Origin of the sequence: Faecalibacterium sp. OM04-11BH (assembly GCF_003482185.1) — a bacterium.
In the GTDB taxonomy this organism is placed as follows: Bacteria; Bacillota; Clostridia; order Oscillospirales; family Ruminococcaceae; genus Faecalibacterium; species Faecalibacterium tardum.
This window is the reverse complement of the sequence record NZ_QULS01000008.1, coordinates 67429-91760: the sequence shown is the minus strand read 5'-3', so window position 1 is coordinate 91760 and position 24332 is coordinate 67429. Positions and strand designations below refer to the sequence as shown.

The following is a 24332-nucleotide window of genomic DNA, read 5'->3' as shown; positions in this document are numbered from 1 at the left end:
TAAGACATCATTTGGAGTATACCACATTTTTTCCCCGCTGAAAAGAGATTTACGCATTCCTTTGCCCCAGCAGCACCGGCTGCAGCTGCTCGCCCCGCAAAGCGGCGTCCACGGCGGCGGGCAGCAGGGCAAGGTCGGCCTTCAGGCTCTGGGGCTTGGCAAAGGGGTCGTCCTGCCCGTAGGGCACAAAGTAATAGTGCTTGCGCTGGCATAGCCGTGCTATGTTTTCCCCGGAAGCGCCAAGGCCGTCGTTGGTGGAAACTGCCAGCACCACCGGGCTGCCCACCCGCAGCAGGCTTTTGGCAGCAAGGGTCACCGGCGTATCCGAAAGCCCCGCCGCCAGCCGCGCCAGCGTTGCGCCGGTGCAGGGGGCGACCACCAGTGCCTGTGCCAGCCGCCGGGGTCCCAGCGGCTCCACCGCCTGCAAGGTGTCCAGCACCGGTTGCCCGGTAACGGCCTGCAACCGCTGCCGCCAGCTTTCCCCCGTGCCAAACCGGGTATCCAGCTGCGCGGCAAAGCTCATAACGGGCAGCAGCGTCCAGCCCTGTGCCGTCAGCGCCTGCGCCGCGCCCAAGGCATCCTCCAGCGTACAAAAGCTGCCGCACACCGCAAAGGCAAGACAGCCCTTTTTCTCTGTGGTCATACCCTTTCCTCCCGCTCCTGCAAAATAGTCTGCACCGTGCGTGCCAGCGCCTCCCCTGCCGTTTCCGGGGCCCAGACTGTCGGCAGGCTCAGCGCGTGCAGCGCCGTGTGCCCCAGCCGCCGGGCGGCAGCAAAGTCTGTGCCGCCGGGCTTTGAGGCCAGATCCACGATCAAACACCCCTTCGGCAGCGCTGCCAGCCCCTGCGCCGTCAGCACCGGCGCAGGGATGGTGTTCACCACCGTATCAAAGGCGGCAGCTGCGGCGGCAAGCTCTGTCAGCGGCACCGCCCGCAGCCCCTGCTCCTCGGCCATCGCCCGCTGCACCGGGCGGCGTGCCGCCACGGTCACCCGCGCGCCCAGTGCTGCCAGACGCACCGCCAGCGCCCGCCCCACCGGGCCAAAGCCCAGCACCAGCACCGCCGCGCCCCACAGGGTACGGCTGCGCCGTTCCAGCAAAATGCCGATGCAGCCCTCGGCGGTGGGGATGGCATTATACACAGTCAACTCCGGGCGGGCAAAGTAGTCCACCAGTTCCACCCCTGCCGCCCGGGCGATGGTCCTTGCACTGTCCGTTACCTTGCCGCCCAGCGCCAGCGCACCGGGCTTTGCCGCGCCCAGCAGCTGCGCCAGCGGCAAACCGGACTGTTCCAGCGGGAGCGGCAGCAGGATGTAGTCTGCCTGTGGCAGCTGCTGCACGCCGCCCACCGTATATCCTGCCCGCGCCAGTGCACGCCCTGCCGCCGCCTGCCGGGCATCACTGCCCACCACCGCAAACCGCTTTGTCTGCTTCATGCTGTCATCTCCCCTTTTCCGCTGTGCGCCATCCTATGCGGGCGGGCAGAAATGCGTGCGGGGAAGCCTTGCGGCACCGCCTGCAAAAACGGGGTACAGAAACGCCCGTAGGCGTTTCTGTACCCCGAAATCAAACGATTCTTCCGCTCTCAGCTGCGCTCCCCGGTCAGGTCGGTGCGGCGGGTCACCTTGTGGATGGTGCCGTCCGGCTCCTGAATGGACGTGCGCTCCAGCTGGCTGCGCAGGCTGGCCTTGATGTCGGCCAGATACTCCTGCCGCAGCGCCTGCTGCTCGGCTTTTTCGGCCTCGGTCAGGCCGGTGGTCTTGCTCTTTTTGGCCAGCGCATTGATGCGGGCGATTTTTTCTTCCGTCATGGGGGAACCTCCTGTATTTCATCGTAAAATATGCTATAATGTAGACAAGACCATTATAGCAAAGGATGATACCAATGGCAACACAACGCAACTATGCCCAGCAGATGGACGCCGTGCTGGCGGGGCTTGGCGATACCCGCCCGCGCCTTTTGCTCCACGCCTGCTGCGGTCCCTGTTCCAGTGCTGTGCTGGAACAGCTGTGCCGGTATTTTGAGATCACGGTGCTGTACTATAACCCCAACACATGGCCAGCGGCAGAGTATTACCGCCGGGGCGAGGAGCTGCAAAAGTTCGTGGCGGCAGCCCACCCGCTGGGGGTGACCGTGGTGGAGGACAGTTACGACCCGCAGCAGTTCTACACCGCCGTAGCCGGGCTGGAAAACGAGCCGGAGCGCGGCAGCCGCTGCACCGTCTGCTACCGGCTGCGGATGCGCCGCGCCGCGCAGTACGCCCGGGACAACGGCTTTGACTGGTTCACCACCACCCTGTCCATCAGCCCCCACAAGGACGCCGCCCGCATCAACGCCATCGGGCAGGAACTGGAAGCCGAATTCGGGGTCAAGCACCTGCCCTCGGACTTCAAAAAGCACAACGGCTACCTGCGCAGCCTGCAGCTTTCGGAGCAGTACGGCCTGTACCGGCAGGACTACTGCGGCTGCGAGTTCAGCGCCAAAGCAAGAGGCATCGAGGGATAACGCAAAACGATTTGAAATATCCTCCGCTGCGCTTTGGATATTATCAGCGGAATCATTATTTATAATTTGTCCCCCGGGAAAATCTGCGGATTTTCCCGGGGGACTTTTTCACGAGTGGGGATTGGAACGAACTCCCTCAGTCAAAACCTGACGGTTTTGACAGCTCCCTCTGGGAGGGAGCCTTTGGCATGGCGGGAAAGTTCCCGGTTTAATTGCAAAGTGTACGGACGCGACAGCTCCCCCTCGGGGGAGCTGTCGCGCAGCGACTGAGGGGCTATAAATGGAGAAGCGAAAAAAGCGTTAAAGCGATAGCGCCGACTGGCGCAGCGCTAGCTTTTTTGTGCTTCGACTTCTTCTTTAGGTTTGTCAAGGGCGTGCAGCCCTTGGCCCGTGGCGGGGTGGGTGGAGTCCAGAGGTAGGGAGGGGGGAGTCGGAACACCCCTCCCTGCCTCTGGCCCAGCGGAGCGTCCCTGCGCGCTAAAAGCAAGCTGGAACTTTCCCTGCGGAGCATCTTCTAAATCGTCCCCGCTCCCGGCATTGCCGCGCCAGCGGCACATCATTCCTCCGGCAGCTTTGCCACCAGCAGGGTAAAGAGCACCAGCCCCACGCAGGGCACGATGTTGGAGGCCATACCGGCGGCAAGCCCCGCGCGCTCAGCCACCATGCCGATGACCCACGGCATCAGGATGGCACCGCTGGAGGCCACCGGCAGCATGATGCCCATGCTGGTCACGCTGGTCATGCGTCCCGCGCTGGCCACGGCGGTGGGGTTCAGCCCGGACATGGAGATGGCAAAGGCGAACAGCAACGCAATGGCTGCGCCCTGCGTGTGCGCCATGACCAGCAGCACATAGAACACGGTGCACAGCACGCTCATGCCTACCATAGCCTTGCGGGGGGTTTTAAGGGGGAACACAAAGGCAATGAGCAGACGTCCCACCAGCGTAGCGCCCCACATCACGGTGACGGTGTAGGCCGCCAGCGTGCCCGCAATGATGCCGCTGCCTTTGAAGTAGGTCACCATCCAGCCGTTGACGCTCTGCTCGGCGGCGTTCTGGAAAAAGAGCAATCCGGTCAGCAGCCAGAAGCGGGCAGAGCGTAGAAAGCTCCAGTCGATGGCTTCCTTCTCTGCGCCGCCCTTGCTCCTGCCGCCGCGCAGCGGGGTAAAGACGTACACCAGCCAGAGCACAAAGCCCACGGCTGCCAGCAGAAAGACCGCCAGCTCGGTGCTTACCCGGGCTGCTGCCGCAATGAGGAAGGGGCACAGTAGTGCGCCGCAGGCGTAGCAGCTGTGCATCAGGTTCATGCCCCGGGTGCGGTCGGCGGAATGATCGCTGACCAGAATGGTACAGGTATTGATCACGCTGCCCTTAGCGATGCCTACCACAAAAAAGGCCGCTGCCAGCAGCGCCACTGCGCCGGTCAGCCCCATGACGGCGTAGCCCACCGCATAGCCGATGGTCAACAGCAGCACACTGCGTTTCATGCCCAGCGCACTGGGCAGCATGCCCATCAGCAGCCCCGCCAGCAGGTTGCCCACGCTCATCAGGGAGAGCAGTGTACCGGTCATGCCGTAGGCAAAGCCGTAGCGCTCCTGCAGCAGGCTGACCACCACACCTGCGCTGATGGCGCAGATGCCGCTGAAGAAAAAGGTCGCAAAGCCCGCATTGCGCAGGCGCGTGTTCTGTTGTTCCATGGTGTACCTCTCTTTGCGGAAATATCCTTTCTCTATTTAACCATTTTTTTGCGGCTTTGCAACCGGATTTTCTTACAAAAAGCAGCAAAAAACTGCCGCACAAAACGTGCGGCAGCCTTTTGCTTTTATAATATGTATTTCTCAGTCCAGATCTTCCGCTTCCAGCACCGCAACACCTTCGTTTTCAAAGGTCTTGCGGAGGATATCGGCCAGACCCGGGTTGGGTGCCTTGTTGTGGATACACAGGATGATCTTTCCGTTCAGGCTGGCGGCTTCCACGCCCACGGATGCACCGTCCGGCGGTACCCAGACGCCAAAATCCGTGGTGTACTGTGCCAGCTCCGGGGTGGCGGGCATCAGCGGGTTGCCCAGATAGCTGAGCCAGAAATCCGAAATGATGCCGCCGATGTACTCGCCCATCTGGAACACCCGCTGCTTGATGCGCAGGGGGGCTTTTTGCTGGTCCACCTTGTACACCCAGCCCATCTGCTCGGTCATGCGGCGGCGCTTGGACTGCGGCTGCAGATCCCGCTTGATATCTGCATCGATGTCAGATACAAGATCCGCAAGACGGGTCTTTGCGTGCAGCTGCACCGTATGCTCAAAGCTGCATACGCAGTTGTACAGCGCATGCGGCACACCGGCCACATCGCGGGTATCGGAGGAGTAGGAATACTGGATCTTCTCCTTGCCCAGATACTCCCGCATGGCCATGCACAGCAGACTCATCAGGGCGCTTACCGGCTTTGCGTTGTTTTCCAGTGCTTTTTCCACAAGGCTCTGCTTGCTCAGGCACACCCGGGTACGGCGCAGCGCACCCTCGTAGGTCTGCACTACGTCCCGCTGGATGGCATCGCTCCCGGCCTCCACGGGTGGATACTCTGCCAGCATGGCCTGCATATCGTAGGGCGGGTCGCACACGATCTGCTGCACCGCAAAGGCTGTGCCGTAACGCAGGTTGCAGTACTGCTCCAGAATGCTGGTGAACAGGGGCGATACCCCGTGGCCGTCCAGTAGGAAGTGGTGCCAGTCAAAGTAGATGGTATCCCCTTCGCAGCTGACGCAGAACAGATAGCCGTTCGTCTGTTCCGGGATATTGCGCATGGTGCTGCCGTGGTACACAAGGCAGGGCTCGGTGTTGGGCTCCAGCCACATCTCCCGCTTTTCCTGCACCAGACGCTGGGTATAATAAGGCGCACTTGCCAAGGCCGTTGTCAGTGCCCGCTGCAAAAGGGTGATATCCACCGCATCCCGCAGCGAGAACTGGTACCGGCACTGGACTTTTTCCCGACGAAAAAAATACATGACACCCTGAAAATTATATTCCGTCGAGCGCTGTTGTGTTTCCATTGGTTTTTTACCCCACGTTTGCTGCCAGATAATCCACCAGATCACCCATGGTGACAAAGTTGCGCAGCTCCTTTTCCGGGATGCGCAGACCAAAGGTCTCCTCAAGATCTGCCACAATGGTCAGGATCTCCATAGAGGACAGATCCAGATCGTCCATCAGGACGCTGCTTTCGGTCACATCCTCCGGCGATACCTCTGCGACGTCCTCCAGAATAGCCGTGATCTGAGAAATGATTTCTGCACGTTCCATCGTATTATGCTTCCTTTCTGTTGCGTTTTACTTGCGCACCAGCTTGCCCGTAGCGTTGCGGGGCAGCGGTGTTTCGCTGAACTCCACCACACCGATGCGCTTGTACAGCGGGACAGTGCGGTTCATCTGGGCAACAAAGTCACGCACGGTCTGCTGGTGCTCCTTTTCACAGTATACCACAACACCTATCTTTTTGCCCAGTTCTTTTACGATACATTCCTGTACGGCGGGACATTTTTCTACCATGCCCTCCAGCTCCTCGGGGCTGATGTTCTCGCCGCTGTCCAGAATGATCAGGTTCTTCTTGCGTCCGATGATGTAATAGTAACCGTCCTCGTCCACCCGGGCAAGGTCGCCGGTATGTACCCAGCCGTCCTTGTCGATGACCTCTGCGGTGCCCTCCGGGTCCTTATAGTAGCCCATCATCACGCAGTCGCCGCGCATGCACAGCTCGCCGTCCGGCTCGATCTTGTAGTCCATGTACGCGCTGCCCTGACCCACGGCGCCAATGTGCTTTTCGTCCTGTGCAAAGTTGATGATACCGGCGGCGCAGGTCTCGGTAGCGCCGTAGCACTGGATGACGAACATCCCGTTGTGCGCCATATCCAGCAGTACCTGCGGGTCAAACATGGCAGAAGAGCCGATAGGCACCCACAGATTGCCCAGACGGTCGCGGTGGCCGCGCATCACGTCCTTGTGCAGGGCGTTCATGATCATCGGCACCACAGACATGATCTGGCTGGGCATCTTCTGGATATCGCGGTAGAAGTTGCGGATATCGCTGCCCAAGTTCAGCGGCCAGCCCATGACGGTGGTGGAGAACAGGTCGATGAAAGCGCCCAGATGGAACATAGGCAGCACCATGTAGTGACCGGGCAGGGGCTTTGTCAGATCGATCTTGTCTGCCAACTGTGCGGAGATGGCCCACAGCACATGACCTGCGCTGAACAGGTTGCGCTCGCTCATCATAACGCCCTTGCTCAGGCCGGTGGTGCCGGAGGTAAACATCAGCACCATCAGGTCATCGTGACCGATGGGGTGCAGCTCGGCTGCCGGCTCATAGCTGCGGAAGCCGTCCATGGGACGCAGCAGGCCGCCATAGGCGGCTTCCAGCTGTGCCTTATTGCCGTAGTCCTCGCCGTCGGTCAGGATGGCGGCGGGCTCTACCAGCTCCAGCTCGTGGGACATCTCTTCCCAGCTCTTGCGCTGGTTCATCGGCACCAGCACGCAGCCTGCCATGATCGCGCCAAAGGTGTTTACCACATATTCGTAGCTGTTCTTGCTCAGCAGACAGATTTTTTTGCCTTTCACATCCGGGATGGTGCTCTGCAGGCAGGTGACCGTCCGGCGGACATCCTGTGCCAGCTCCTTAAAAAGGACGGTGGTCACCGTGTCGGTCTCCTCGGTGTAGTAACGGAAGGCTACGCGCTCGGGAAATTCCTTTTCCATGCCCTGTGTAATGGCATCGTACATGGTGTTCACGAATTTTTCCATTGTAGGCTCCATCCTGTTTTGTTCTGTTTGTTTTATACTCAGCGCAGCAATTTGCCCGTGGCGTTGCGGGGCAGCGGCTCTGCACTGAACTCCACCACACCGATGCGCTTATACAGCGGCAGGGTACGGTTCATCTCGGTAATATGATCCTGCACAGTCTGCTGCTTGTCCTGCGGGCAGTACACCACAGCGCCGATCTTTTTGCCCATTTCCTTCACGATGCATTCCTGCACGGCGGGGCATTTTTTCACAAGACCCTCCAACTCCTCGGGGCTGATGTTTTCGCCGCTGCCCAGAATGATCAGGTTCTTCTTGCGGCCAGTCAGGTACATATAGCCGTCCTCTTCCAGCCGGGCGATGTCGCCGGTGTGGAACCAGCCGTCCTTGTCGATGACCTCAGCCGTGGCCTCGGGGTCCTTATAGTAGCCCAGCATGATGGGGGTGCCGCGCATGCACAGCTCGCCATCGTCCAGCTTATACTCGCAGCTGTTGTCCACATGGCCCACGCTGGTCAGGTGCTTTTCCTCTTGGGAGGAGTTCCAGGCACCATCGCCGCAGGTCTCGGTCATGCCGTACATCTGGGCAATAAAGAAGCCCTTGTCCATCAGGTCCTTGAGCATCTGGGGGTCGAACATGGCTGCGCCGCAGGTCAGGACGCACAGGCCATTCAGGCGGTCGCGGCGGCCCTTCATCACATCCTTATACAGGCTCTTCAGCAGCACCGGCACCACAGCCATCACCTCGCTGTGCATCGCGCCGATATCGCGGTAGAAATACTTAAGGTCGTTGCACAGGTTGATGCAGTGGCCGGTAATGCTCCAGGATACCAGGCTGGTCATGGCCGAGATGTGGAACATGGGCAGCGCGGACAGCGAGCAGAACTTATCGGTGTCCCAGCCGGTCGCCTTGCGCACATCATCAAACGGATTCAGGAAGGCGGGCATGGCCGTAAACAGGTTCTTCTGGCTCAGCATAACGCCCTTGCTGCGGCCGGTGGTGCCGGAGGTAAACATGATAAAGGCCATCGCGGCAAGATCTTCCACTTCCTTTACATCCTGTGCGGGGGCAAAGGCGGTAAAGGCATCCATCGGCTCCAGCTTTGCACTGTAGGCATCCGCCAGGGCAGGCTCCCACTGCAGATACTCACCGTCCTGCAGCACACAGACCGGCTCCACCAGATCCAGCTCGTACTGGATCTCGTCCCAGTTCTTGCCCATATTCAGCGGCACTGCCACACCGCCCGCCAGCACGGTGCCGTACATGCAGATGACATAGTGGTAGCTGTTGCGGGCCAGGATCGCGACCCGCTGCCCCTTGACATCCCCTGCCTTACTGCGCAGGAAGCTGACGAACCTGCGCAGATCCTGGGCATACTGGCGGTAGTACACCTCCGTTACGCCCCGTTTTGCCTCGTCATAATACCGGATTGCCACGCGGTCCGCATAGATCGTTTCCATATTACAAAGTGACTGATACAGCGATGTGACCATAATTTTACCCTCCCGAAGCATTTTGTCCTGCCCAGTGTCCGGCTCCGTCCTTCGGGGCGCAGCCCGGGCGCTCAACTGTGCCCAGTATACAATATCTTCCAGTGCAATGCAATACTTCTGCAACATTTAATTTCCAGCATTGACAATTTTTACTTGCATATCTTTCGGTGCGGTTCGGCCAAATTCTACCTTTCGTTGCAATCTGTCCGTTCCTGTGCTACAATTTTTAGCGCAAAATACCAGTTCCGGTATGATGCGGACTGCAAAACAAAATTGACAGTCTCTATAAAAAGCATTATACTAGCCATATATCATGACAATGCTGTATAAAAATCGATCGTTTGCGCCGTATCCGGCTTTTTTCTTGAGGGGTATTGGTCCGGCGCAGGGAAGGAATCTTTCATGGAAACAACCAAGCCCCGCACTGTCAGCTCCATCGGGATGTTTGATATGCTCAAGGGCGCAGGGATGCTGGCCATCGTACTGGGGCACACTGCGGAGCTTTATCCGCTTCAGTTGTCGAACGGCCTGTCGCTGACCGCCTTTTTGGTCTTTGTCTACCGCGAAACGCTGATGGCGGCCTTTTTCATCGCCAGCGGCTACGGCTTCCGCAAGCGCTCCATCGGCAAGTGCATCCACCAGCAGCTCAAAAGCCTGCTCAAGCCCTTTTGCTACACTGCGATGTTCACCACGGTGCTGCATTTTATCATTCACTATAAGACTTTTCACTACCTGCCCGGCTCCCTGAGCGAGAGCATCAAGGTGGCGGGCGGTTTTCTGCTGGGTCTGCCCCATACGGCTACCTACTTCGGGCAGGAGTTCTTTTCCTGCGGGCCCATGTGGTATCTGCTGGCGCTGCTGATGGGCTGGATCGCGCTGGACGTTATCCTGAACATCTTTCCGGAGCGGTACATCCCGTGGGCGGTGGGCGGCTGCGCCCTGCTGGGCTGGGGTGCCAGCCTTGTATGGGAACTGCCCTTCTGCCTGATCCAAGGCGCGGTGATCACGCCGTACCTGTACCTTGGTTACCTTGCCAAGCGTCAGCACTGGCTGGATCAGCCCTTGTCCCGCCGGATGTCCTGCATCCTGTGGGCAGCCGTGCTGCTGATCCCGGCGGCTGCCTTTGCCACCGGCATCACCGACTGTGTGTCCATGGCAGAGTGGACCTTAGGCCCCATCAGCATCCTGTTGGACGGCCTTGCCGGCCTGCTGTTCGTCCGGCTGTTTCTGCGGCTGAACCGGCACCGAAACGCGCTGGTAAGCTTTTTTGAGGCCATTGGCCGCCGCTCCCTGTACATCTTCTGCATACATACCGTAGAGCTTACCGCTATTCCGTGGTATCTGTTCGCGGCGAAATACGCCGACCGCCCTGTTTTGGGCATCTGCCTGCAATATGTCCTTTCGCTGGGCTCCATCTGGCTTGTCTGTGCCCTGCTGCAACGGCGGCGGGATCTGGTCATCAAGCTGTTCCCCGCCCGGCGGCACACCCCGCAGGTACACTACACCCCACGGCACTGATATTCTGAATGTTCCGGCTGCGGCGGCGCAGCCGATCTTAGGATAAGGAAGAGGAGGATCCCGTTATGAACCACGATGCCCCCGTGACCCCTGCTGCCCTGCAGGCGCACATTGCCGAGCTGGAGCAGCAGCTCAAGCTTTCGGACGAGGGTGTTTCCCAGCTGGCGCAGCGTTGTCTGGAGCTGGAACAGCAACTGCTGACCTGCCAGACCGAGCTTTCCATGCACAGCGCCGAGGCCGAAAACATTACCCTTACCCTGCCGCAGCTGTTCTATGACACCGGCAGCGGCTTTTCGCCCCGGGAATGCCTGATTGCCACCGAGGATGTCTATAATGAGCTGACCCATGAGGTATCGGTCACCTTTATTCTGCCGGAGGACGCCCGCGCCGTCCGGCTGGACCCGGGCGAACTGGCCTGCTGCATCACTGACCTTGCCATTTCGGACGAACGCATCAGCTTTCAGCCGGTCAACGGCCTTGTATTGCAGGAGGACAGCCTGCTGTTTTTGGACGTAGACCCCAACCTTTCGCTGCACTGCACCACCGGCTTTGGTGCCGGCATGAAGTTTGCGGTGAACTATCACTACTACCCGCTGGGACGTTTTCTGCACGAGCAGCCCGGCAAATCTCTGCTGCGGGCGCTGAACGACCTGAAGCTGAAAAACGCCACCGCTGCGCAGGAAGCAGCCGAGGTATTGCAGGCCAGCCGCGCCGAGTGTATGCGGCTGAACCAGCAGCTGCTGACCCTGCAGGGCATCCAGCACGAATATCAGGTCTCGCTGGAAAATATGCGCGCCAGCAGCAGCTGGCGGCTGACCGCCCCGCTGCGCAAGCTGCTGACCCTGCTGCGCGGCCACTGAGCCCGCCCGATATTCTGCCCGGAGGAGTTGGATCATGTACACCAGTTACAGTACCCTGCAACGCAAGCAATTGTCCAAGCAGGTCTATACCGATACCCAGAGCACCTATCTTCTGGTCTACGCGCCGGGGCGTCACAAGGCGCTGGAAACGGCGCTGCAAAACCAGCTGCACCGCAAGTTCCGTCTGGTGACCCGGCTGGAGGGCGAGCTGACCCCCGCTGTGGCCGGGGTGCTGCTGGTAAGCGAGGATGTGGAGTGCACCCCCACCGCCCTGACCTATTTTGCCGCCGCCCTGCGGGAGGGCGCAGACCTTGCGGTCTGCGATGCTTCCTTTGGCTTTGACGGCGCTACCGCCTTGTACCTGAGCACTCAGCACCTGCCCGGCAGCCGCTGCGCACTGGTGTCCCGCGCATTGCTGGACGAGGTACGCGCCGCCGCCCGGGGCAAGGACAGCGTTACCGAGCTGCTGCGTCTGGCCCATGCCATGGCGCAGCACAGCTGCCGCATCCCGCAGGCACTGCTGCACTTCCGCCGGGAGCTGTGCGCCGACGACGTGTTCTCCGCCAAGGGACGCCGTGCGCTGATTTTAAGCCACGAGCTGACCATGACCGGCGCGCCCATCGTGCTGGTAAGCGCCGTGCCGGTGCTGCGCAACCTTGGCTTTGAGGTGGTGGTGCTGGGGCCGGCGGACGAAGGCTCGTTGCCGCTGTTTCTGGATGCCGGGGCCGCTGTGGTCACCCGCCCGGACTGCGTTACTTCCAGCGCCCTGTGGGGGCTGGCCACCAGCGCAGACCTTGTGCTGGCCAACACGGTGGTGGAAGCCCCGGTGGTGAACACCCTGAACGGCTCCTTTGTGCCGGTGCTGTGGTGGCTGCACGATGCCTTTGCGGGCTACCCCTTCATCTCTCACAGCATCCCCAAGGCGCTGGGCAAAAATATCCATGTCTGCGCCGTAGGCTCCCACGCCACCGCCGCCATGCACTCCATCCGGCCGGATTTTGAAATCGAGCAGCTGATCTACGGTCTGCCGGACTACGCCGCCGAGCAGTTTCCCCGCTATGACATCAGCTTTGCCGGGGGGCGTCCCCTCTTTGTAACGGTAGGCTCGCTGGAGCACCGCAAGGGTCCGGATATCTTCTGCAATGCCATCCGGCTGCTGCCCTCTGCGGTGCGGGAAAAAGCCGTCTTTCTCTTTGTGGGCAAAGCCGCCGACAAGGGAATGTACAGCGCCGTGGACAGTCTGGTGCGGGACTACCCCCAGACCGTTTTCTACCGCAAGCGGCTGGAGCGCCCGGAGGTCAAATCCCTGATGGAGCAGTGCAACTGCGTGGTGTGTGCCTCCCGGGATGACCCCATGCCCACCTTCGTCACCGAGGGTCTGATCTTCGGCAAGCCCTCCATCGTATCCGAGCACACCGGCACCGCCGGGCTTGTGACCGAGGGCGTGGACGGTTTCCTCTACAAGGACGACGACCCGCAGCAGCTGGCCGATAAGCTGACTTGGGCCATCGAGCACCCGGAAGCGCTGATCGCCATGCACGACAGCTGCCGCCGCCTGTACGAGCAGCAGTTCTCCAACGAATCCTATGTAGCCACCCTGACAAGGCTGGTAAAAGAGCTGACAGACGGGAACGAATAATGAAAAAGCAATACCGGGTAGCCACGCGCTGCCCGGTATTGCTTTTTAGCAGGTTCGCCCTCTCAGTCACCTGCGGTGACAGCTCTCCCAAAGGGAGAGCCAAGAGCACTGCCGAAAACTTTCTCATTACACTTAAAACTTCAGCAACGAACTTAACGGCTTGGCTCCCCCTTTGGGGGAGCTGGCGCGGGAGCGCCTGAGAGGGCGCAGGCTGTTGACCGTATTGTATATGATAGCAGCAGCAATGAGAAAGTTCTCCGCAACGGATTCTCATTTTATCAAATCCCCCAAATTGCAAAACAAAGTTCCGCTTCCGTTCACAAAGGGCGGCGGGAGATGTGCTATACTGGTTCCAGAATTTCTGGTTGTGAAAGGAGTTTTGTTTCCATGAGCCAAGCCGCCGCACAGCAGCCCTCCCGCAAAAAGACTGTGCTCTCTCTGCTGGTGCTGCTGGCACTTACCTGCATCATCGTGTTCATTTTTAAGGATCACTGGGCCGAGATCACCACGGCGCTGGCGCAGCTGTCGGTGTGGCAGGTGCTGGCGGTGCTGGCGGTCGGCCTCAGCTACCCCCTGCTGGAAGGATGCGTGGCATGGGTCATCGTGCGCAGCCGTCTGCCGCAGTTCAAGCTGTGGCAGGGGCTGGATGTGGGCTGGTGCGGCACCTTTGGCAACGTGGTCACGCTGGGTGCCGGTGCGGTACCGGTGCAGCTGTACTACCTGCACAAGGCCGGGCTGTCACTGGGTCCCGGCGCAGGACTGATGACGCTGGAATACGTTTTCCATAAGACCACCGTGCTGCTGTACGCCACCGTGATGCTGCTGTTGCAGCACCGCTGGCTTGCCGCCAACACCACCGGCGTCATGCGCTATCTGCCCATGGCATACGCTGTGGTAGCGGTGATTATTGTGGCGCTGGTGCTGCTATGTGTTTCGCCACTGGTGCAAAACCTCGCCCGCTGGCTGCTGGGCTTTCTGCCCAAGACCGAAAAGTGGCAGCAGCGCCGCTCCGACTGGCTGGAACAGCTGGAAGTGCTGGGCACCGAGAGCCGCCGCCTGCTGGCAGATAAGCCCCGCTGCCTGAAAATTTTTGCCTTGCAGGCACTCAAGCTGTTCGGACTGTTCTGCCTGCCCTACCTGTGCATCCGGTTCATGGGGCTTTCGCCGCTGGGCTTCTGGCAGGTGCAGCTGCTCACCAGCCTGATGCTCTTCGTTTCCAACGCTCTGCCTAATGTGGCCGGAATGGGCTCGATCGAAACAGCCTTTCTGCTGGTGTTCGGCAGCTTTCTGGAGCAGGGCGAGGTGATGAGCGTGCTGATGCTCTACCGCATCGCCAGCTATTATGTAGTATTTGCCGCCAGTGCCGTGGGCTTCTTCATCGCCCAGCGGCATTTGACGCAAATGGAGCCGCCAAAGGAGGCGTAAGCGGATGAAAAGCTTCCACATTCCCCGCACCGCTTTATTTTTTATCCTGTTTGCACTGGCAGCTTTTGCGGTGCTGTACCGTCCCATCGACCTGAAAGCACTGGTACGCGCCAGCTCGCAGGGCACGCTCCGCACCGAGGAAGTGGCGCATTTTGGCAGCACAAACGACATGGACTATCACCTCCTCTCCATGGACAGCGAAGCGTTCCAACAAACGGCAGAATTGCTTTCCACCGTCTCCTGCCGCAAAAAGTTGAATCAGAACTATTCTTCCTACACCCACGATACCTTCCCGGTGCAGTCGGTCACCGTCAGCTTTTATGACGATGCCGAAAACCAGAAGTTTCTGCTGACGGTGTACTCTGACGGCGTGTGCATCCTGAACAGCGTCTATGTCAGCGTAAAATACCCCGGCGGCGGCGCAGCGCAGCTGTATGAACAACTGGTGGGGCTGGGGAAGTAAAAACAAAAATCGGGGCGTGCAGGTGGTCAAGCTGCACGTCCCGTTTTTGTTTTCTTTGCGTCGGCTGTGGTACCAAACACAGCCAGTGCCGCGCTGGAAGCAGCAGAGCAAACCGTGCTGCCGCTTCCCGTAGAAAAGAGAAAGGAATGGAGGAATGGAGCGGAGCGCTTGCAGACGCTCCTTTTTTCTGGTGCAACGCGGTTAGAATTAGCTAACCGCCGCTGCGAGAACAGGATACCACAGTCAGTTAGTCTTGTCAACCCTTAATTTGCAAATTTTTTCGCAAAGTTGCCGCGCCGCCGGGGTTTCTGCCGTTTTTCTACATTCTGCCCAAAGAACGCCCTTTCCGCTGGAAGAAAACCCACTTGTTTTCTATTGCTTTTTAAAACGGTTCTTGCTATTATAGTAACGCAAGATTTTGTGGGCAGGTTTTTATTTTTGTCTACACCTTGTAGTAAGGGCTGCCGCAGACGGCAGCGCAAGACCGTTTCGCCCCCAGAAAACCGCCCAGACAGAGCGGTTTTTCAAAGGCTCATTAGTTAGAAAACGCTAACTGCGTAATGGAGCAAGGAGGTTCCAATGATCCAGTTTGAACAGTGGGAAGGCTTTGAAGGCCGCATCTGGAAGGAAGAGGTCAACGTGCGTGACTTCATCCAGAAAAACTACACCCCCTATGACGGCGACGAAAGTTTTCTGGCCGGCCCTACCGAGGCTACCGATAAGCTTTGGGGTGCTTTGCAGCAGCTGCAGAAGGCCGAGCGCGCCAAGGGCGGCGTGCTGGATATGGAGACCGAGGTGGTCAGCAGCCTGACCTCCTACGGCCCCGGCTATATTGACGAAAGCCTGAAGGATCTGGAGCAGATCGTGGGTCTGCAGACCGACAAGCCCCTCAAGCGCGCCTTTATGCCCTACGGCGGCATCAAGATGGCAGAGCAGGCCTGCACCACCTACGGCTACCAGCCCTCTGCCGAGCTGCACAAGATCTTTACCGACTACACCCGCACCCACAATCAGGCCGTGTTCGATGCCTACACCCCGGAGATGAAGAAGGCACGCCACACCCACATCATCACCGGTCTGCCGGACACCTATGGCCGCGGCCGCATCGTGGGCGACTACCGCCGCGTTGCCCTGTACGGCATCGATGCACTGATCCAGTTCAAGCAGGAGGATCTTGCCAACTGCGGCGACGGCACCATGACCGATGACGTCATCCGTCTGCGCGAGGAGATCGCCCGCCAGATCAGCGCCCTGAAGGGCATGAAGAAGATGGCCGAAGCCTACGGCTACGACATCTCCCAGCCCGCCAAGGACGCCAAGGAAGCCTGCCAGTGGCTGTACTTCGGCTATCTGGCCGCCATCAAGACCCAGAACGGTGCCGCCATGAGCGTGGGCCGCATCTCCACCTTCCTTGACATTTATATCCAGCGCGATCTGGACAAGGGCATCCTGACCGAAAGTCAGGCACAGGAGCTCATCGACCACATGGTCATGAAGTTCCGCATGGTCAAGTTTGCCCGCATCCCCAGCTACAACCAGCTGTTCTCCGGCGACCCCGTGTGGGCGACGCTGGAGGTGGGCGGTATCGGCATGGATGGCCGCAGCATGGTCACCAAGAACTGCTACCGCTTCCTGCACACGCTGGAAAACATGGGCCCCGCACCGGAGCCCAACCTGACCGTACTGTACTCCTCTGCCCTGCCCGAGGCCTTTAAGAAGTACGCCGCCAAGGTGTCCGTCAACACCAGCAGCGTCCAGTACGAGAACGACGATGTGATGAAGCCCGTCTGGGGCGATGATTACTCCATCTGCTGCTGCGTGTCTGCCACCCAGACCGGCAAGGAGATGCAGTTCTTCGGCGCACGCGCCAACCTTGCCAAGTGCCTGCTGTACGCCATCAACGGCGGCGTGGACGAGAAGAGCCACGAGCAGTGCGGCCCCAACTACGCCCCCATCACCAGCGAGTACCTGACCTATGACGAGGTGCTGCCCAAGTATGTGCAGATGCTGGACTGGCTGGCCGGGCTGTACGTCAACGTGCTGAACCTCATCCAGTATATGCACGACAAGTACTACTACGAGGAGGCCGAGATGGCACTCATCGACACCGATGTGCGCCGCACCTTTGCCACCGGCATTGCAGGCTTCTCCCACGTCATCGACTCCCTGAGCGCCATCAAGTACGCCAAGGTGAAGGTGGTGCGCGATGAAAACGGCCTTGCCACCGGCTTTGAGACCGAGGGCGACTTCCCCAAGTACGGCAACGATGACGACCGCGCCGACGAGATCGGCGTGTGGCTGCTCAAGACCTTCCTTGAGATGATCAAGAAGCGCCACACTTACCGCAACTCCGAGGCTACCACCTCCATCCTGACCATCACCTCCAACGTGGTGTACGGCAAGTACACCGGCGCTCTGCCGGACGGCCGCGCCGCCTTCACCCCGTTTGCCCCCGGCGCTACCCCCAGCTACGGCGCCGAGCAGAACGGCCTGCTGGCCTCGCTGAACTCTGTGGCAAAGCTGCCCTACCACTGGGCGCTGGACGGCATCTCCAACACCCAGACCATCAACCCCGAGGCACTGGGTCACAGCGAGGACGAGCGCGTGGAGAATCTGGTGCAGGTGCTGGACGGCTACTTCGATCAGGGCGCACACCACCTGAACGTGAACGTCTTTGGCAAGGAGAAGCTGCTGGACGCCATGGAGCACCCCGAGAAGGAAGAGTACGCCAACTTTACCATCCGCGTTTCCGGCTACGCTGTCAAGTTCATCGACCTGACCCGTGAGCAGCAGCTGGACGTGCTGGCCCGTACCTGCCATGGCGTCCTGTAAGACCCTTGGGTACGTCCACTCACTGGAATCCTTCGGCTCGGTGGACGGCCCCGGCGTGCGCTTTGTGGTGTTTTTGCAGGGGTGTGCCCTGCGGTGCAAGTACTGCCACAACCCCGAAACATGGGCAGAGGGCGGCGAGGAGTGGACGGCGGAAGCACTGTTCCAGCGGGTATACCGCTACCGCAACTACTGGGGCAAAAAGGGCGGCATCACGGTCAGCGGCGGCGAGCCGCTGCGGCAGATGGATTTCCTGACTGAGTTCTTCACGCTGGCACGCGCCAAGGGCGTGCACACGGCGCTGGACACCGCCGGGCAGCCCTTCCGCCCAGACGACCCGGCGTATCTTGCCGCGTTCGACCGCCTGATGGCGTGCACCAGTCTGGTGATCCTTGACCTCAAGGAGATCGACCCGGAGCGCCACCGGCAGCTCACCGGCAAGGACAACGCCAACATCCTTGCCATGGCGCGGCACATCTCCGACCTCGGCATCCCGCTGTGGATCCGGCACGTCCTCGTGCCCGGTCTGACCGACGATGAGGAGGGTCTGCGCAAAACGGCTGACTTTATCCGCAGCCTGAAAACGGTGCAGCGGGTGGAGGTGCTGCCCTACCACACCTTAGGGCTGTTCAAGTGGCAGAAGCTGGGCATCCCCTATCCCCTGCCGGACGCTGTACCGCCCACGGCAGAGCAGGTAAAGCGGGCAGAAGAACTGCTGGAAGTGAGCCGGTATCCCGGGTAAAGCACCACCGTTTTGATTGCGCTCCGCTTCGCTCTGCGCCCTTCCCGTGAAAATGGGATATCGGAACGCCCGCAGGCGTTCCGATATCCCGAAATTTAAAATAATTCTTCCGCTGAGGATGCCCAGAGCAACGCGGCGGGCATTCTGAATCGTTCTTTGTTCCTCCTTGACTTCCCTGCACCGCACCGCTATAATAAAGGGGTAAAAGGATAAATGCGTTTATCCGGGCAGAGTAGCGCCGCACACCGTCTGCGCAGAGAGAACAGGCCGCTGGCTGGAAGCCTGTTTGCAGACCGCCGCGCAAAGTGCGCCCGGACAGCACGCGGCGGGAACCCCTGCGGGGAAGTATCGCCGTGCGGTGCGCCGCCGTTACCGGCTTTGAGCGACAAACAGAAGTGGAACCGCGATTTTGATTTTAAAACCGCCTTCGGAGTTGTGCCTTGTGCACCGCTCCGGGGGCGTTTTGTTTTGCGGCTTCTGTTTGGAACAAAAAGGAGAATTGACCATGCAGATCTTCAACACCCTGACCCGACAGAAGGAAGAATTTGTGCCGCAGGTGCCCGGCGAATACCGCATCTACGTCTGCGGCCCCACCGTGTACAACTATATCCACATTGGCAACGCACGCCCGCTGATCGTGTTCGACACCCTGCGCCGCTATCTGGAATACCGGGGCAACAAGGTGATCTACGTTTCCAACATCACCGATATCGACGATAAGCTCATCAAGAAGGGGCAGGAAGAGGGCACCTCCATGAAGGAGGTGGCCCAGCGCTTTGAGGCCGAGTACCTGAAGGATGCCGCCGGGCTGAACTGCGAAAAGCCCACTGTGCAGCCCCGCGCTACCGAGCATATCCCCCAGATCCTCGATATCGTCAAAGATCTGATCGACTCCGGCCACGCCTACGTTGCCAAGAACGGCGATGTGTACTTCCGAGTGAAGAGCGACCCCGGCTACGGCAAGCTGAGCCACCTGAATCTGGACGATCTGGAGAGCGGCAACCGCGAACTGCGCAGCCGCATGGAGGACGATCTGAAGGAAGATCCCGCCGACTTTGCCGTCTGGAAGGCTGCAAAGCCCGGTGAGCCGGCATGGGAAAGCCCCTACGGCATGGGCCGCCCGGGCTGGCACATTGAGTGCAGCGCCATGAGCCGCACCCATCTGGGCAAGACCATCGACCTGCACTGCGGCGGTCAGGATCTGATCTTCCCCCACCACGAAAACGAGATCGCCCAGAGCGAGTGCGCCAATGGCTGTGAGTTTGCCCGCTACTGGATGCACAACGGCTTTATCAACGTGGACAACCAGAAAATGTCCAAGAGCCTGCACAACTTCTTTACCGTGCGGGATGTGGCAAACCTCTACGGCTACGAGCCCATCCGCTACTTCATGCTGACCGCCGGCTACCGCATGCCCCTGAACTACACCGTGGACCTCATCGAGAGCTGCAAGAACAGTCTGGAGCGCCTGTACACCTGCCGCGAGAATCTGGACTTTGCCCTGAGCAAGACCGACTTCGGCACCGACGAGACCCTGAAGGAAAAGGCCGCCGAGGCACGCACCAAGTTCTGCACCGCCATGGACGACGACCTGAACACCCCGGATGCGCTGGCTGCCGTATTTGATCTGGTCAAGGAGATCAACACCCTGTCCGCTGCTTCCAGCAAGGCTGCACTGGAGACCGCTGCCGCCGCCTTTGACGAGATCACCGGCGTGCTGGGTCTGCTGTACAACCGCAAGAAGGACGAAGTGCCCGCCGAGGTGACCGAGCTGGTAGAGAAGCGCGCTGCCGCCAAGAAGGCCAAGGACTGGGCCACCGCCGATGCCATCCGCGCACAGCTGACCGAACTGGGCTGGGCTGTGAAGGACACCGCACAGGGTCCCCAGCTGAGCAAGCTGTAAGCTTTGCTCAGCTGGCGGGAGGACCATTTTAAATGGCCTCCGCGCTGCTCTGGCCATTTTCAGCGGAAGAATGATTTAAATTTTCGGGACACCGGAGCGTCTGCGGACGCTCCGGTGTCCCTTTTTCACGGGAGAATGCAGGCGAAACCAGCAAAAGCCCCGCAGGGCGGTATGCTCTGCGGGGCTTTTGGCGCTAGGGGAGGTGCACTAAAGAAAGGACGGATCAGAAATCCACCTCGGTGTCGTAGTAGCAGCACTTGAGCAGCTTCTCCATTTCCTCCTGACTGGGCTGGCGGGGGTTGGAGCCGGTGCAGGCGTCGGCAATGGCATTCTTGGCGATCTCGGGCAGACGCTTCAGGAACACTTTCTCCGGCACAAAGCCCTGCTCGGTGGGGTAGGAGTCCGGGCCGTAGTGCTGGATGCAGTGGGGGATGTTCAGCGCGTCGTTCATGCCGCGCAGGTACTCGATAAGCAGCTTGACCTTCTCGTCATCGTTTGCGCCGCCCAGCTTCATCTCGTCCGCGATGACGCCGTAGCGCTTCTTGGCCTCGGGGTCCTTGGCGTTGAAGGCGATGACCTTGGGCAGGTACATGGCGTTGGCAGCGCCGTGGATGATGTGTGCGCCGTAGTCTGCAAAGGCAGCGCCGGTCTTGTGTGCCATGGAGTGCACGATGCCCAGCAGAGCGTTGGAGAAGGCCATACCGGCAAGGCACTGGGCGTTGTGCATGGAGTCGCGCTTGGACATATCACCATTGTAGCTGTCCACCAGATCGCCCTGGATCATGCGGATGGCAAAGATGGCCAGAGGATCGGTGTAGTCGCAGTGTGCGGTGGAAACATAAGCCTCCACAGCGTGGGTCATGGCGTCCATACCGGTGTGGGCAACCAGCTTCTTGGGCATGGTCTCAGCCAGATCGGGGTCCACGATGGCCACGTCCGGGGTGATCTCAAAGTCTGCGATGGGGTACTTGATGCCCTTCTGGTAGTCGGTAATGATGGAGAAAGCGGTCACCTCGGTGGCAGTGCCGGAGGTGGAGGAAATGGCGCAGAAGTGTGCCTTGCGGCGCAGCGGCGGGATGCCGAACACCTTGCACATCTCCTCAAAGGTGATCTCGGGGTACTCGTACTTGATCCACATGGCCTTGGCAGCATCAATGGGAGAGCCGCCGCCCATGGCGATGATCCAGTCGGGCTCAAACTTCAGCATGGCCTCGGCACCGCGCATGACGGTCTCCACGGAAGGATCGGGTTCGATGCCCTCGAACAGCTCCACTTCCATGCCGGCTTCCTTCAGGTACTCCACCGCACGATCCAAGAAGCCGAAGCGTTTCATGGAGCCACCGCCGACGCAGATCATTGCCTTTTTGCCGGTAAAGGACTTCAGCGCTTCTAAAGCGCCCTTGCCATGGTACAGATCACGGGGCAAAGTAAAACGAGCCATAATGTAAACCTCCAAAAATAGTACGGCACACGCAGCGCTGTGCCGTATTTTTATTTATTATGTTAATTATATAACAATTCAGAGGTAGCTTCAATTGACGTACCGGAAGAAAAAGTCGTTCTATTTTGGGCGGTTTCCACAAGCAGTAGGATGCAACAGCTTCCCTGCCCTGAAAAAGCGCAAAAAAACACCCCGAAGTCCTAAGACTTCGAGGTGCTTGCCTTTGGAGCTGCTATCCAGATTCGAACTGGAGACCTCATCCTTACCAAGGATGCGCTCTACCAACTGAGCTATAGCAGCAAATGGCGACCCGGATCGGGCTCGAACCGACGACCCCCAGCGTGACAGGCTGGTGCTCTAACCAACTGAGCTACCGGGCCATGATCGCTCAAGTTCGTGCGGCGTCTTACCGCGGGAACGTGCTCTATTATATCGGAAAGTCGGCCTGTTGTCAAGCACAAATTTGCGGAAAATGCAATTTTTTGCAAAAGCGGCGTAGGAACGGACTCCCTCAGTCAAAACCTGACGGTTTTGCCAGCTCCCTCAGAGAGGGAGCCTTAACCCTCTCAGTCACGCCTGACGGCGCGCCAGCTCCCCCGAAAGGGGGAGCTTTTTGAGGTGGAGATAAAGTTTCTTATTGCGTTTGATACTTTAGCAACTGGGCTAACAGCGTGCGCCCTCTCCGTCATCGCTGCGCGATGCCACCTCTCCCAAAGGGAGAGGCAAGAGCACTGCCGAAAACTTTCTCATTGCGCCTAATGCTTTAGTGCTAAACTTTACGGCTTGGCTCCCCCTTCGGGGGAGCTGGCGCGGGAGCGCCTGAGAGGGTTCAAAAAACAAAACGCACAAGTTCCGAAGAACCTGTGCGTCATGGCAGGGGTAGTAAGTTTCGAACTCACGGCACGCGGTTTTGGAGACCGCTGCTCTACCAGCTGAGCTATACCCCTATATACATTCGCTGAATGCTTGATTATTATAGCCGATGCAAAGGGGAATGTCAAGCCTTATTTTTACTTATTTCTCATTTTTCGTGCCGCCGCAGCTGCAGCAGCTCTCCTGCGCGGCGGAATCCAGCGCAGGCAGCTGGCTTGCCAGCTGCTCCAGCGTAACGCTGTCGATATACTGGTTGATCACCTCGTCCAGCCCCGCCCAGAACGGCAGAGTGAAGCACTGCTCGGACATGGGGCACTCGTTGGTCACGCTGCCAAGGCACGGAATGGGCGCCACGCTGCCCTCGATGGCGCGCAGGATCTCGCCGGCGGTGTAGTCGGCAGCATCCTTAGTCAGGCGGTAGCCGCCCTGACTGCCCCGCTCGCTCTTGACCAGCCCTACCCGCGCCAGCGGGGTGACGATCTGCTCCAGATATTTCAGGCTCAGATTCTGCCGCTCGCTGATCTCCTTCAGGCTGACGGTGGTGCCCGGCGCATAGCGCGCCAGCTCCGCCATCAGGCGCAGGGCGTAGCGGCTCTTGGTGGAAAATTTCATGGTAGTCCTCTCCTTGCTGTATTTCATAGTATAGCACGTTACTCGGATTTTGCAAAGGACAAACCTCTTGTGCAAACAAAAAAGGTCTGCTATCATAGGATGGAACAGAACCTATCTTTGAGGAGTGAGAGTATGACAGAGAAGATCACCGCAGCAGACGCTATCCGTCTGCTGGATTCCGGCAAGGCTGTCGCCGTGGATGTGCGCGAGCCGGACGAATACGCCGTGGGGCACATCCCCGGGGCAAAGCTGCTGCCGCTGGGGCAGGTCATCGACCGTGCCGCCGAGGTGTTGCCGGACAAAAACGCCCTGTGGCTGGTGTACTGCCGCACCGGGCGCCGCAGCGCCGATGCCGTGCAGAAGCTGGAAAGCCTTGGCTACACCAACCTGCGGGACCTTGGCGGCATTTTAAGCTGGCCCTACGAGATCGAGGGCGACTTTGAGGGGCATTTTTAAGGAAAACCATTGAAATGCCCTCCGCTTACGCTCTGGGCATAAATAGCGGAAAATTTATTTTTATTTCGCGTTTGTCGCGGCCTGCGGGCCGCTCCAAACGCATTTTCACAAAAGGGGCTTAGAAAACCGGCGCCCTCCACTCGTGAAAAAGAGCATCTGAAAAGCCCGCAGGCTTTTCAGATGCTCAAATAAAAAATCCAATTCCGCTAAAAATATCCAGAACGCAGCGAAGGATATTCCAAATCGTCCCGCCAAAAAGCCGCTTATTAAATAAGAAGCGCAAAAACCACAACAGAAAGGAAACCATGCCATGTCGTTCCATGCAAAAGAGTTCGCGGGCAGCCACTGCGGCTGCCGTTACCAGCAGGATTACCGTCCTACCTTAGGGCGGGACGGCAAAAAGGAATCCGGCACGCTGGAGGTCATCAAGTTCTACTACGATGGCGCTATCCGCTTTGAGCAGCACTGCTACGGCGAGGCTGCCACCTTTGTGTTCGGCGTGTGGGCGTCCGGCATGGATGAGGACGGCACGCTGCACTGGGTACTGCCGGACCGCCGCAAGAGCTATTACGACGAGAGCTATCTGCCCAAAAAGCTGGACCGGGTGGACGAAGCCGGAAACCTGTACTTTGACGGCGGCATCTTTCCGTGGAAGCTGGCAGACGACTTTGCCGAGGATAAGCGCTGGGGCTACCCCAAGTGGAAGGTAGCGCTGGGCAAGCTGACCGGAAAGGGCAAAAAAGGTGACTGAATCACGAAAATCCAGTATTCATATTGACATACTAGGG

General features: G+C 59.2%; 21 protein-coding genes and 3 tRNA genes. 11 read left to right on the top strand and 13 right to left on the bottom strand.

The features are described 5' to 3' along the window. Positions 1-49 precede the first annotated feature (49 nt). From DXB44_RS08670 to DXB44_RS08660, 3 genes are all read right to left on the bottom strand, one after another. Complete coding sequence (locus tag DXB44_RS08670; RefSeq protein WP_055186222.1) at positions 50-643, bottom strand: dipicolinate synthase subunit B; 594 nt, start codon at positions 641-643, stop codon at positions 50-52. Continuing rightward, positions 640-1434 (bottom strand): NAD(P)-dependent oxidoreductase, encoded by a 795-nt coding sequence (locus tag DXB44_RS08665; protein WP_118658433.1) that lies wholly within the window; start codon positions 1432-1434, stop codon positions 640-642. The genes DXB44_RS08670 and DXB44_RS08665 overlap by 4 nt, the downstream gene beginning before the upstream one ends. A gap of 149 nt (positions 1435-1583) precedes the next feature. Then, positions 1584-1808 carry a DUF896 domain-containing protein gene (locus tag DXB44_RS08660; protein WP_097785386.1) on the bottom strand — a complete coding sequence of 75 codons (225 nt, stop codon included), beginning with the start codon at positions 1806-1808 and terminating at the stop codon, positions 1584-1586. Positions 1809-1873: 65 nt separating this feature from the next. On the opposite strand from DXB44_RS08660, the gene DXB44_RS08655 reads away from it, so the two are divergent. Next, positions 1874-2503 (top strand): epoxyqueuosine reductase QueH, encoded by a 630-nt coding sequence (locus tag DXB44_RS08655; protein WP_118658432.1) that lies wholly within the window; start codon positions 1874-1876, stop codon positions 2501-2503. Between the two features lie 556 nt (positions 2504-3059). Here the strand turns inward: DXB44_RS08655 and DXB44_RS08645 are convergent. The 5 genes from DXB44_RS08645 to DXB44_RS08625 all read right to left on the bottom strand — a co-directional run bounded on the left by DXB44_RS08645 (position 3060) and on the right by DXB44_RS08625 (position 8783). Beyond that, positions 3060-4199 (bottom strand): MFS transporter, encoded by a 1140-nt coding sequence (locus DXB44_RS08645; protein ID WP_118658430.1) that lies wholly within the window; start codon positions 4197-4199, stop codon positions 3060-3062. Between the two features lie 141 nt (positions 4200-4340). Further along, positions 4341-5504, bottom strand: coding sequence for a hypothetical protein (locus tag DXB44_RS08640; protein WP_243111099.1), 1164 nt, complete (start codon positions 5502-5504; stop codon positions 4341-4343). Positions 5505-5556: 52 nt separating this feature from the next. After that, complete coding sequence (locus tag DXB44_RS08635) at positions 5557-5799, bottom strand: acyl carrier protein (RefSeq protein WP_005922973.1); 243 nt, start codon at positions 5797-5799, stop codon at positions 5557-5559. A gap of 27 nt (positions 5800-5826) precedes the next feature. After that, a complete protein-coding gene (locus DXB44_RS08630) occupies positions 5827-7293 on the bottom strand; it encodes a class I adenylate-forming enzyme family protein (RefSeq protein WP_118658428.1) in 1467 nt (488 codons plus the stop codon). Between the two features lie 38 nt (positions 7294-7331). Continuing rightward, positions 7332-8783 (bottom strand): class I adenylate-forming enzyme family protein, encoded by a 1452-nt coding sequence (locus tag DXB44_RS08625; RefSeq protein WP_243111097.1) that lies wholly within the window; start codon positions 8781-8783, stop codon positions 7332-7334. Between the two features lie 402 nt (positions 8784-9185). Here DXB44_RS08625 and DXB44_RS08620 point away from each other — a divergent pair, with 402 nt between their 5' ends. The 8 genes from DXB44_RS08620 (at position 9186) to cysS (ending at position 20162) form a co-directional block, all read left to right on the top strand. Then, positions 9186-10301 (top strand): acyltransferase, encoded by a 1116-nt coding sequence (locus DXB44_RS08620; protein WP_118658427.1) that lies wholly within the window; start codon positions 9186-9188, stop codon positions 10299-10301. A 65-nt stretch (positions 10302-10366) separates the two neighbouring features. Further along, positions 10367-11161, top strand: a complete 795-nt coding sequence (locus DXB44_RS08615) for a hypothetical protein (protein ID WP_118658426.1) — start codon at positions 10367-10369, stop codon at positions 11159-11161. 34 nt (positions 11162-11195) lie between these two features. Next, complete coding sequence (locus DXB44_RS08610) at positions 11196-12800, top strand: glycosyltransferase family 4 protein (protein ID WP_118658425.1); 1605 nt, start codon at positions 11196-11198, stop codon at positions 12798-12800. A 387-nt stretch (positions 12801-13187) separates the two neighbouring features. Continuing rightward, positions 13188-14225 carry a lysylphosphatidylglycerol synthase transmembrane domain-containing protein gene (locus DXB44_RS08605; RefSeq protein ID WP_118658424.1) on the top strand — a complete coding sequence of 346 codons (1038 nt, stop codon included), beginning with the start codon at positions 13188-13190 and terminating at the stop codon, positions 14223-14225. Positions 14226-14229: 4 nt separating this feature from the next. After that, complete coding sequence (locus DXB44_RS08600) at positions 14230-14688, top strand: hypothetical protein (protein WP_118658423.1); 459 nt, start codon at positions 14230-14232, stop codon at positions 14686-14688. Positions 14689-15267: 579 nt separating this feature from the next. Then, complete coding sequence (gene pflB / locus DXB44_RS08595) at positions 15268-17520, top strand: formate C-acetyltransferase (protein WP_118658422.1); 2253 nt, start codon at positions 15268-15270, stop codon at positions 17518-17520. Then, positions 17507-18259, top strand: coding sequence for a pyruvate formate-lyase-activating protein (gene pflA / locus DXB44_RS08590; RefSeq protein WP_118658421.1), 753 nt, complete (start codon positions 17507-17509; stop codon positions 18257-18259). The genes pflB and pflA overlap by 14 nt, the downstream gene beginning before the upstream one ends. Before the next feature lie 505 nt (positions 18260-18764). Next, the gene (cysS, locus tag DXB44_RS08585; RefSeq protein ID WP_005922944.1) at positions 18765-20162 is read left to right on the top strand and encodes a cysteine--tRNA ligase; all 1398 of its coding nucleotides are present in this window, start codon (positions 18765-18767) and stop codon (positions 20160-20162) included. 223 nt (positions 20163-20385) lie between these two features. On the opposite strand, the gene DXB44_RS08580 is transcribed toward cysS, so the two are convergent. The 5 genes from DXB44_RS08580 to DXB44_RS08560 all read right to left on the bottom strand — a co-directional run bounded on the left by DXB44_RS08580 (position 20386) and on the right by DXB44_RS08560 (position 23088). Beyond that, positions 20386-21603: an iron-containing alcohol dehydrogenase gene (locus DXB44_RS08580; protein ID WP_118658420.1), complete on the bottom strand. Its 1218-nt coding sequence runs from the start codon at positions 21601-21603 to the stop codon at positions 20386-20388. Positions 21604-21827: 224 nt separating this feature from the next. Then, positions 21828-21903, bottom strand: a tRNA-Thr gene (locus DXB44_RS08575). Between the two features lie 3 nt (positions 21904-21906). Then, positions 21907-21983: transfer RNA gene (locus DXB44_RS08570), tRNA-Asp, on the bottom strand. 491 nt (positions 21984-22474) lie between these two features. After that, positions 22475-22550, bottom strand: a tRNA-Trp gene (locus tag DXB44_RS08565). Between the two features lie 67 nt (positions 22551-22617). Then, positions 22618-23088 (bottom strand): Rrf2 family transcriptional regulator, encoded by a 471-nt coding sequence (locus DXB44_RS08560; RefSeq protein WP_055186842.1) that lies wholly within the window; start codon positions 23086-23088, stop codon positions 22618-22620. A gap of 132 nt (positions 23089-23220) precedes the next feature. Here DXB44_RS08560 and DXB44_RS08555 point away from each other — a divergent pair, with 132 nt between their 5' ends. After that, complete coding sequence (locus tag DXB44_RS08555) at positions 23221-23544, top strand: rhodanese-like domain-containing protein (RefSeq protein WP_055186843.1); 324 nt, start codon at positions 23221-23223, stop codon at positions 23542-23544. Between the two features lie 310 nt (positions 23545-23854). Further along, entirely contained in the window at positions 23855-24295 is a 441-nt protein-coding gene (locus tag DXB44_RS08550) for a hypothetical protein (protein WP_005922940.1), read from the top strand. The last annotated feature ends 37 nt before the right edge of the window (positions 24296-24332 follow it).

Bases quoted from the DNA above. Each gene is read 5' to 3' on its own strand.
- DXB44_RS08560 (WP_055186842.1), bottom strand. From the start codon at position 23,088: ATGAAATTTTCCACCAAGAGCCGCTACGCCCTGCGCCTGATGGCGGAG.
- DXB44_RS08580 (WP_118658420.1), bottom strand. From the start codon at position 21,603: ATGGCTCGTTTTACTTTGCCCCGTGATCTGTACCATGGCAAGGGCGCT.
- DXB44_RS08555 (WP_055186843.1), top strand. From the start codon at position 23,221: ATGACAGAGAAGATCACCGCAGCAGACGCTATCCGTCTGCTGGATTCC.
- pflA (WP_118658421.1), top strand. From the start codon at position 17,507: ATGGCGTCCTGTAAGACCCTTGGGTACGTCCACTCACTGGAATCCTTC.
- DXB44_RS08665 (WP_118658433.1), bottom strand. From the start codon at position 1,434: ATGAAGCAGACAAAGCGGTTTGCGGTGGTGGGCAGTGATGCCCGGCAG.
- cysS (WP_005922944.1), top strand. From the start codon at position 18,765: ATGCAGATCTTCAACACCCTGACCCGACAGAAGGAAGAATTTGTGCCG.
- DXB44_RS08630 (WP_118658428.1), bottom strand. From the start codon at position 7,293: ATGGAAAAATTCGTGAACACCATGTACGATGCCATTACACAGGGCATG.
- DXB44_RS08600 (WP_118658423.1), top strand. From the start codon at position 14,230: ATGAAAAGCTTCCACATTCCCCGCACCGCTTTATTTTTTATCCTGTTT.
- DXB44_RS08615 (WP_118658426.1), top strand. From the start codon at position 10,367: ATGAACCACGATGCCCCCGTGACCCCTGCTGCCCTGCAGGCGCACATT.
- DXB44_RS08550 (WP_005922940.1), top strand. From the start codon at position 23,855: ATGTCGTTCCATGCAAAAGAGTTCGCGGGCAGCCACTGCGGCTGCCGT.
- DXB44_RS08645 (WP_118658430.1), bottom strand. From the start codon at position 4,199: ATGGAACAACAGAACACGCGCCTGCGCAATGCGGGCTTTGCGACCTTT.
- DXB44_RS08610 (WP_118658425.1), top strand. From the start codon at position 11,196: ATGTACACCAGTTACAGTACCCTGCAACGCAAGCAATTGTCCAAGCAG.
- DXB44_RS08655 (WP_118658432.1), top strand. From the start codon at position 1,874: ATGATACCAATGGCAACACAACGCAACTATGCCCAGCAGATGGACGCC.
- DXB44_RS08620 (WP_118658427.1), top strand. From the start codon at position 9,186: ATGGAAACAACCAAGCCCCGCACTGTCAGCTCCATCGGGATGTTTGAT.
- DXB44_RS08660 (WP_097785386.1), bottom strand. From the start codon at position 1,808: ATGACGGAAGAAAAAATCGCCCGCATCAATGCGCTGGCCAAAAAGAGC.
- DXB44_RS08635 (WP_005922973.1), bottom strand. From the start codon at position 5,799: ATGGAACGTGCAGAAATCATTTCTCAGATCACGGCTATTCTGGAGGAC.
- DXB44_RS08640 (WP_243111099.1), bottom strand. From the start codon at position 5,504: ATGTATTTTTTTCGTCGGGAAAAAGTCCAGTGCCGGTACCAGTTCTCG.
- pflB (WP_118658422.1), top strand. From the start codon at position 15,268: ATGATCCAGTTTGAACAGTGGGAAGGCTTTGAAGGCCGCATCTGGAAG.
- DXB44_RS08670 (WP_055186222.1), bottom strand. From the start codon at position 643: ATGACCACAGAGAAAAAGGGCTGTCTTGCCTTTGCGGTGTGCGGCAGC.
- DXB44_RS08625 (WP_243111097.1), bottom strand. From the start codon at position 8,783: ATGGTCACATCGCTGTATCAGTCACTTTGTAATATGGAAACGATCTAT.
- DXB44_RS08605 (WP_118658424.1), top strand. From the start codon at position 13,188: ATGAGCCAAGCCGCCGCACAGCAGCCCTCCCGCAAAAAGACTGTGCTC.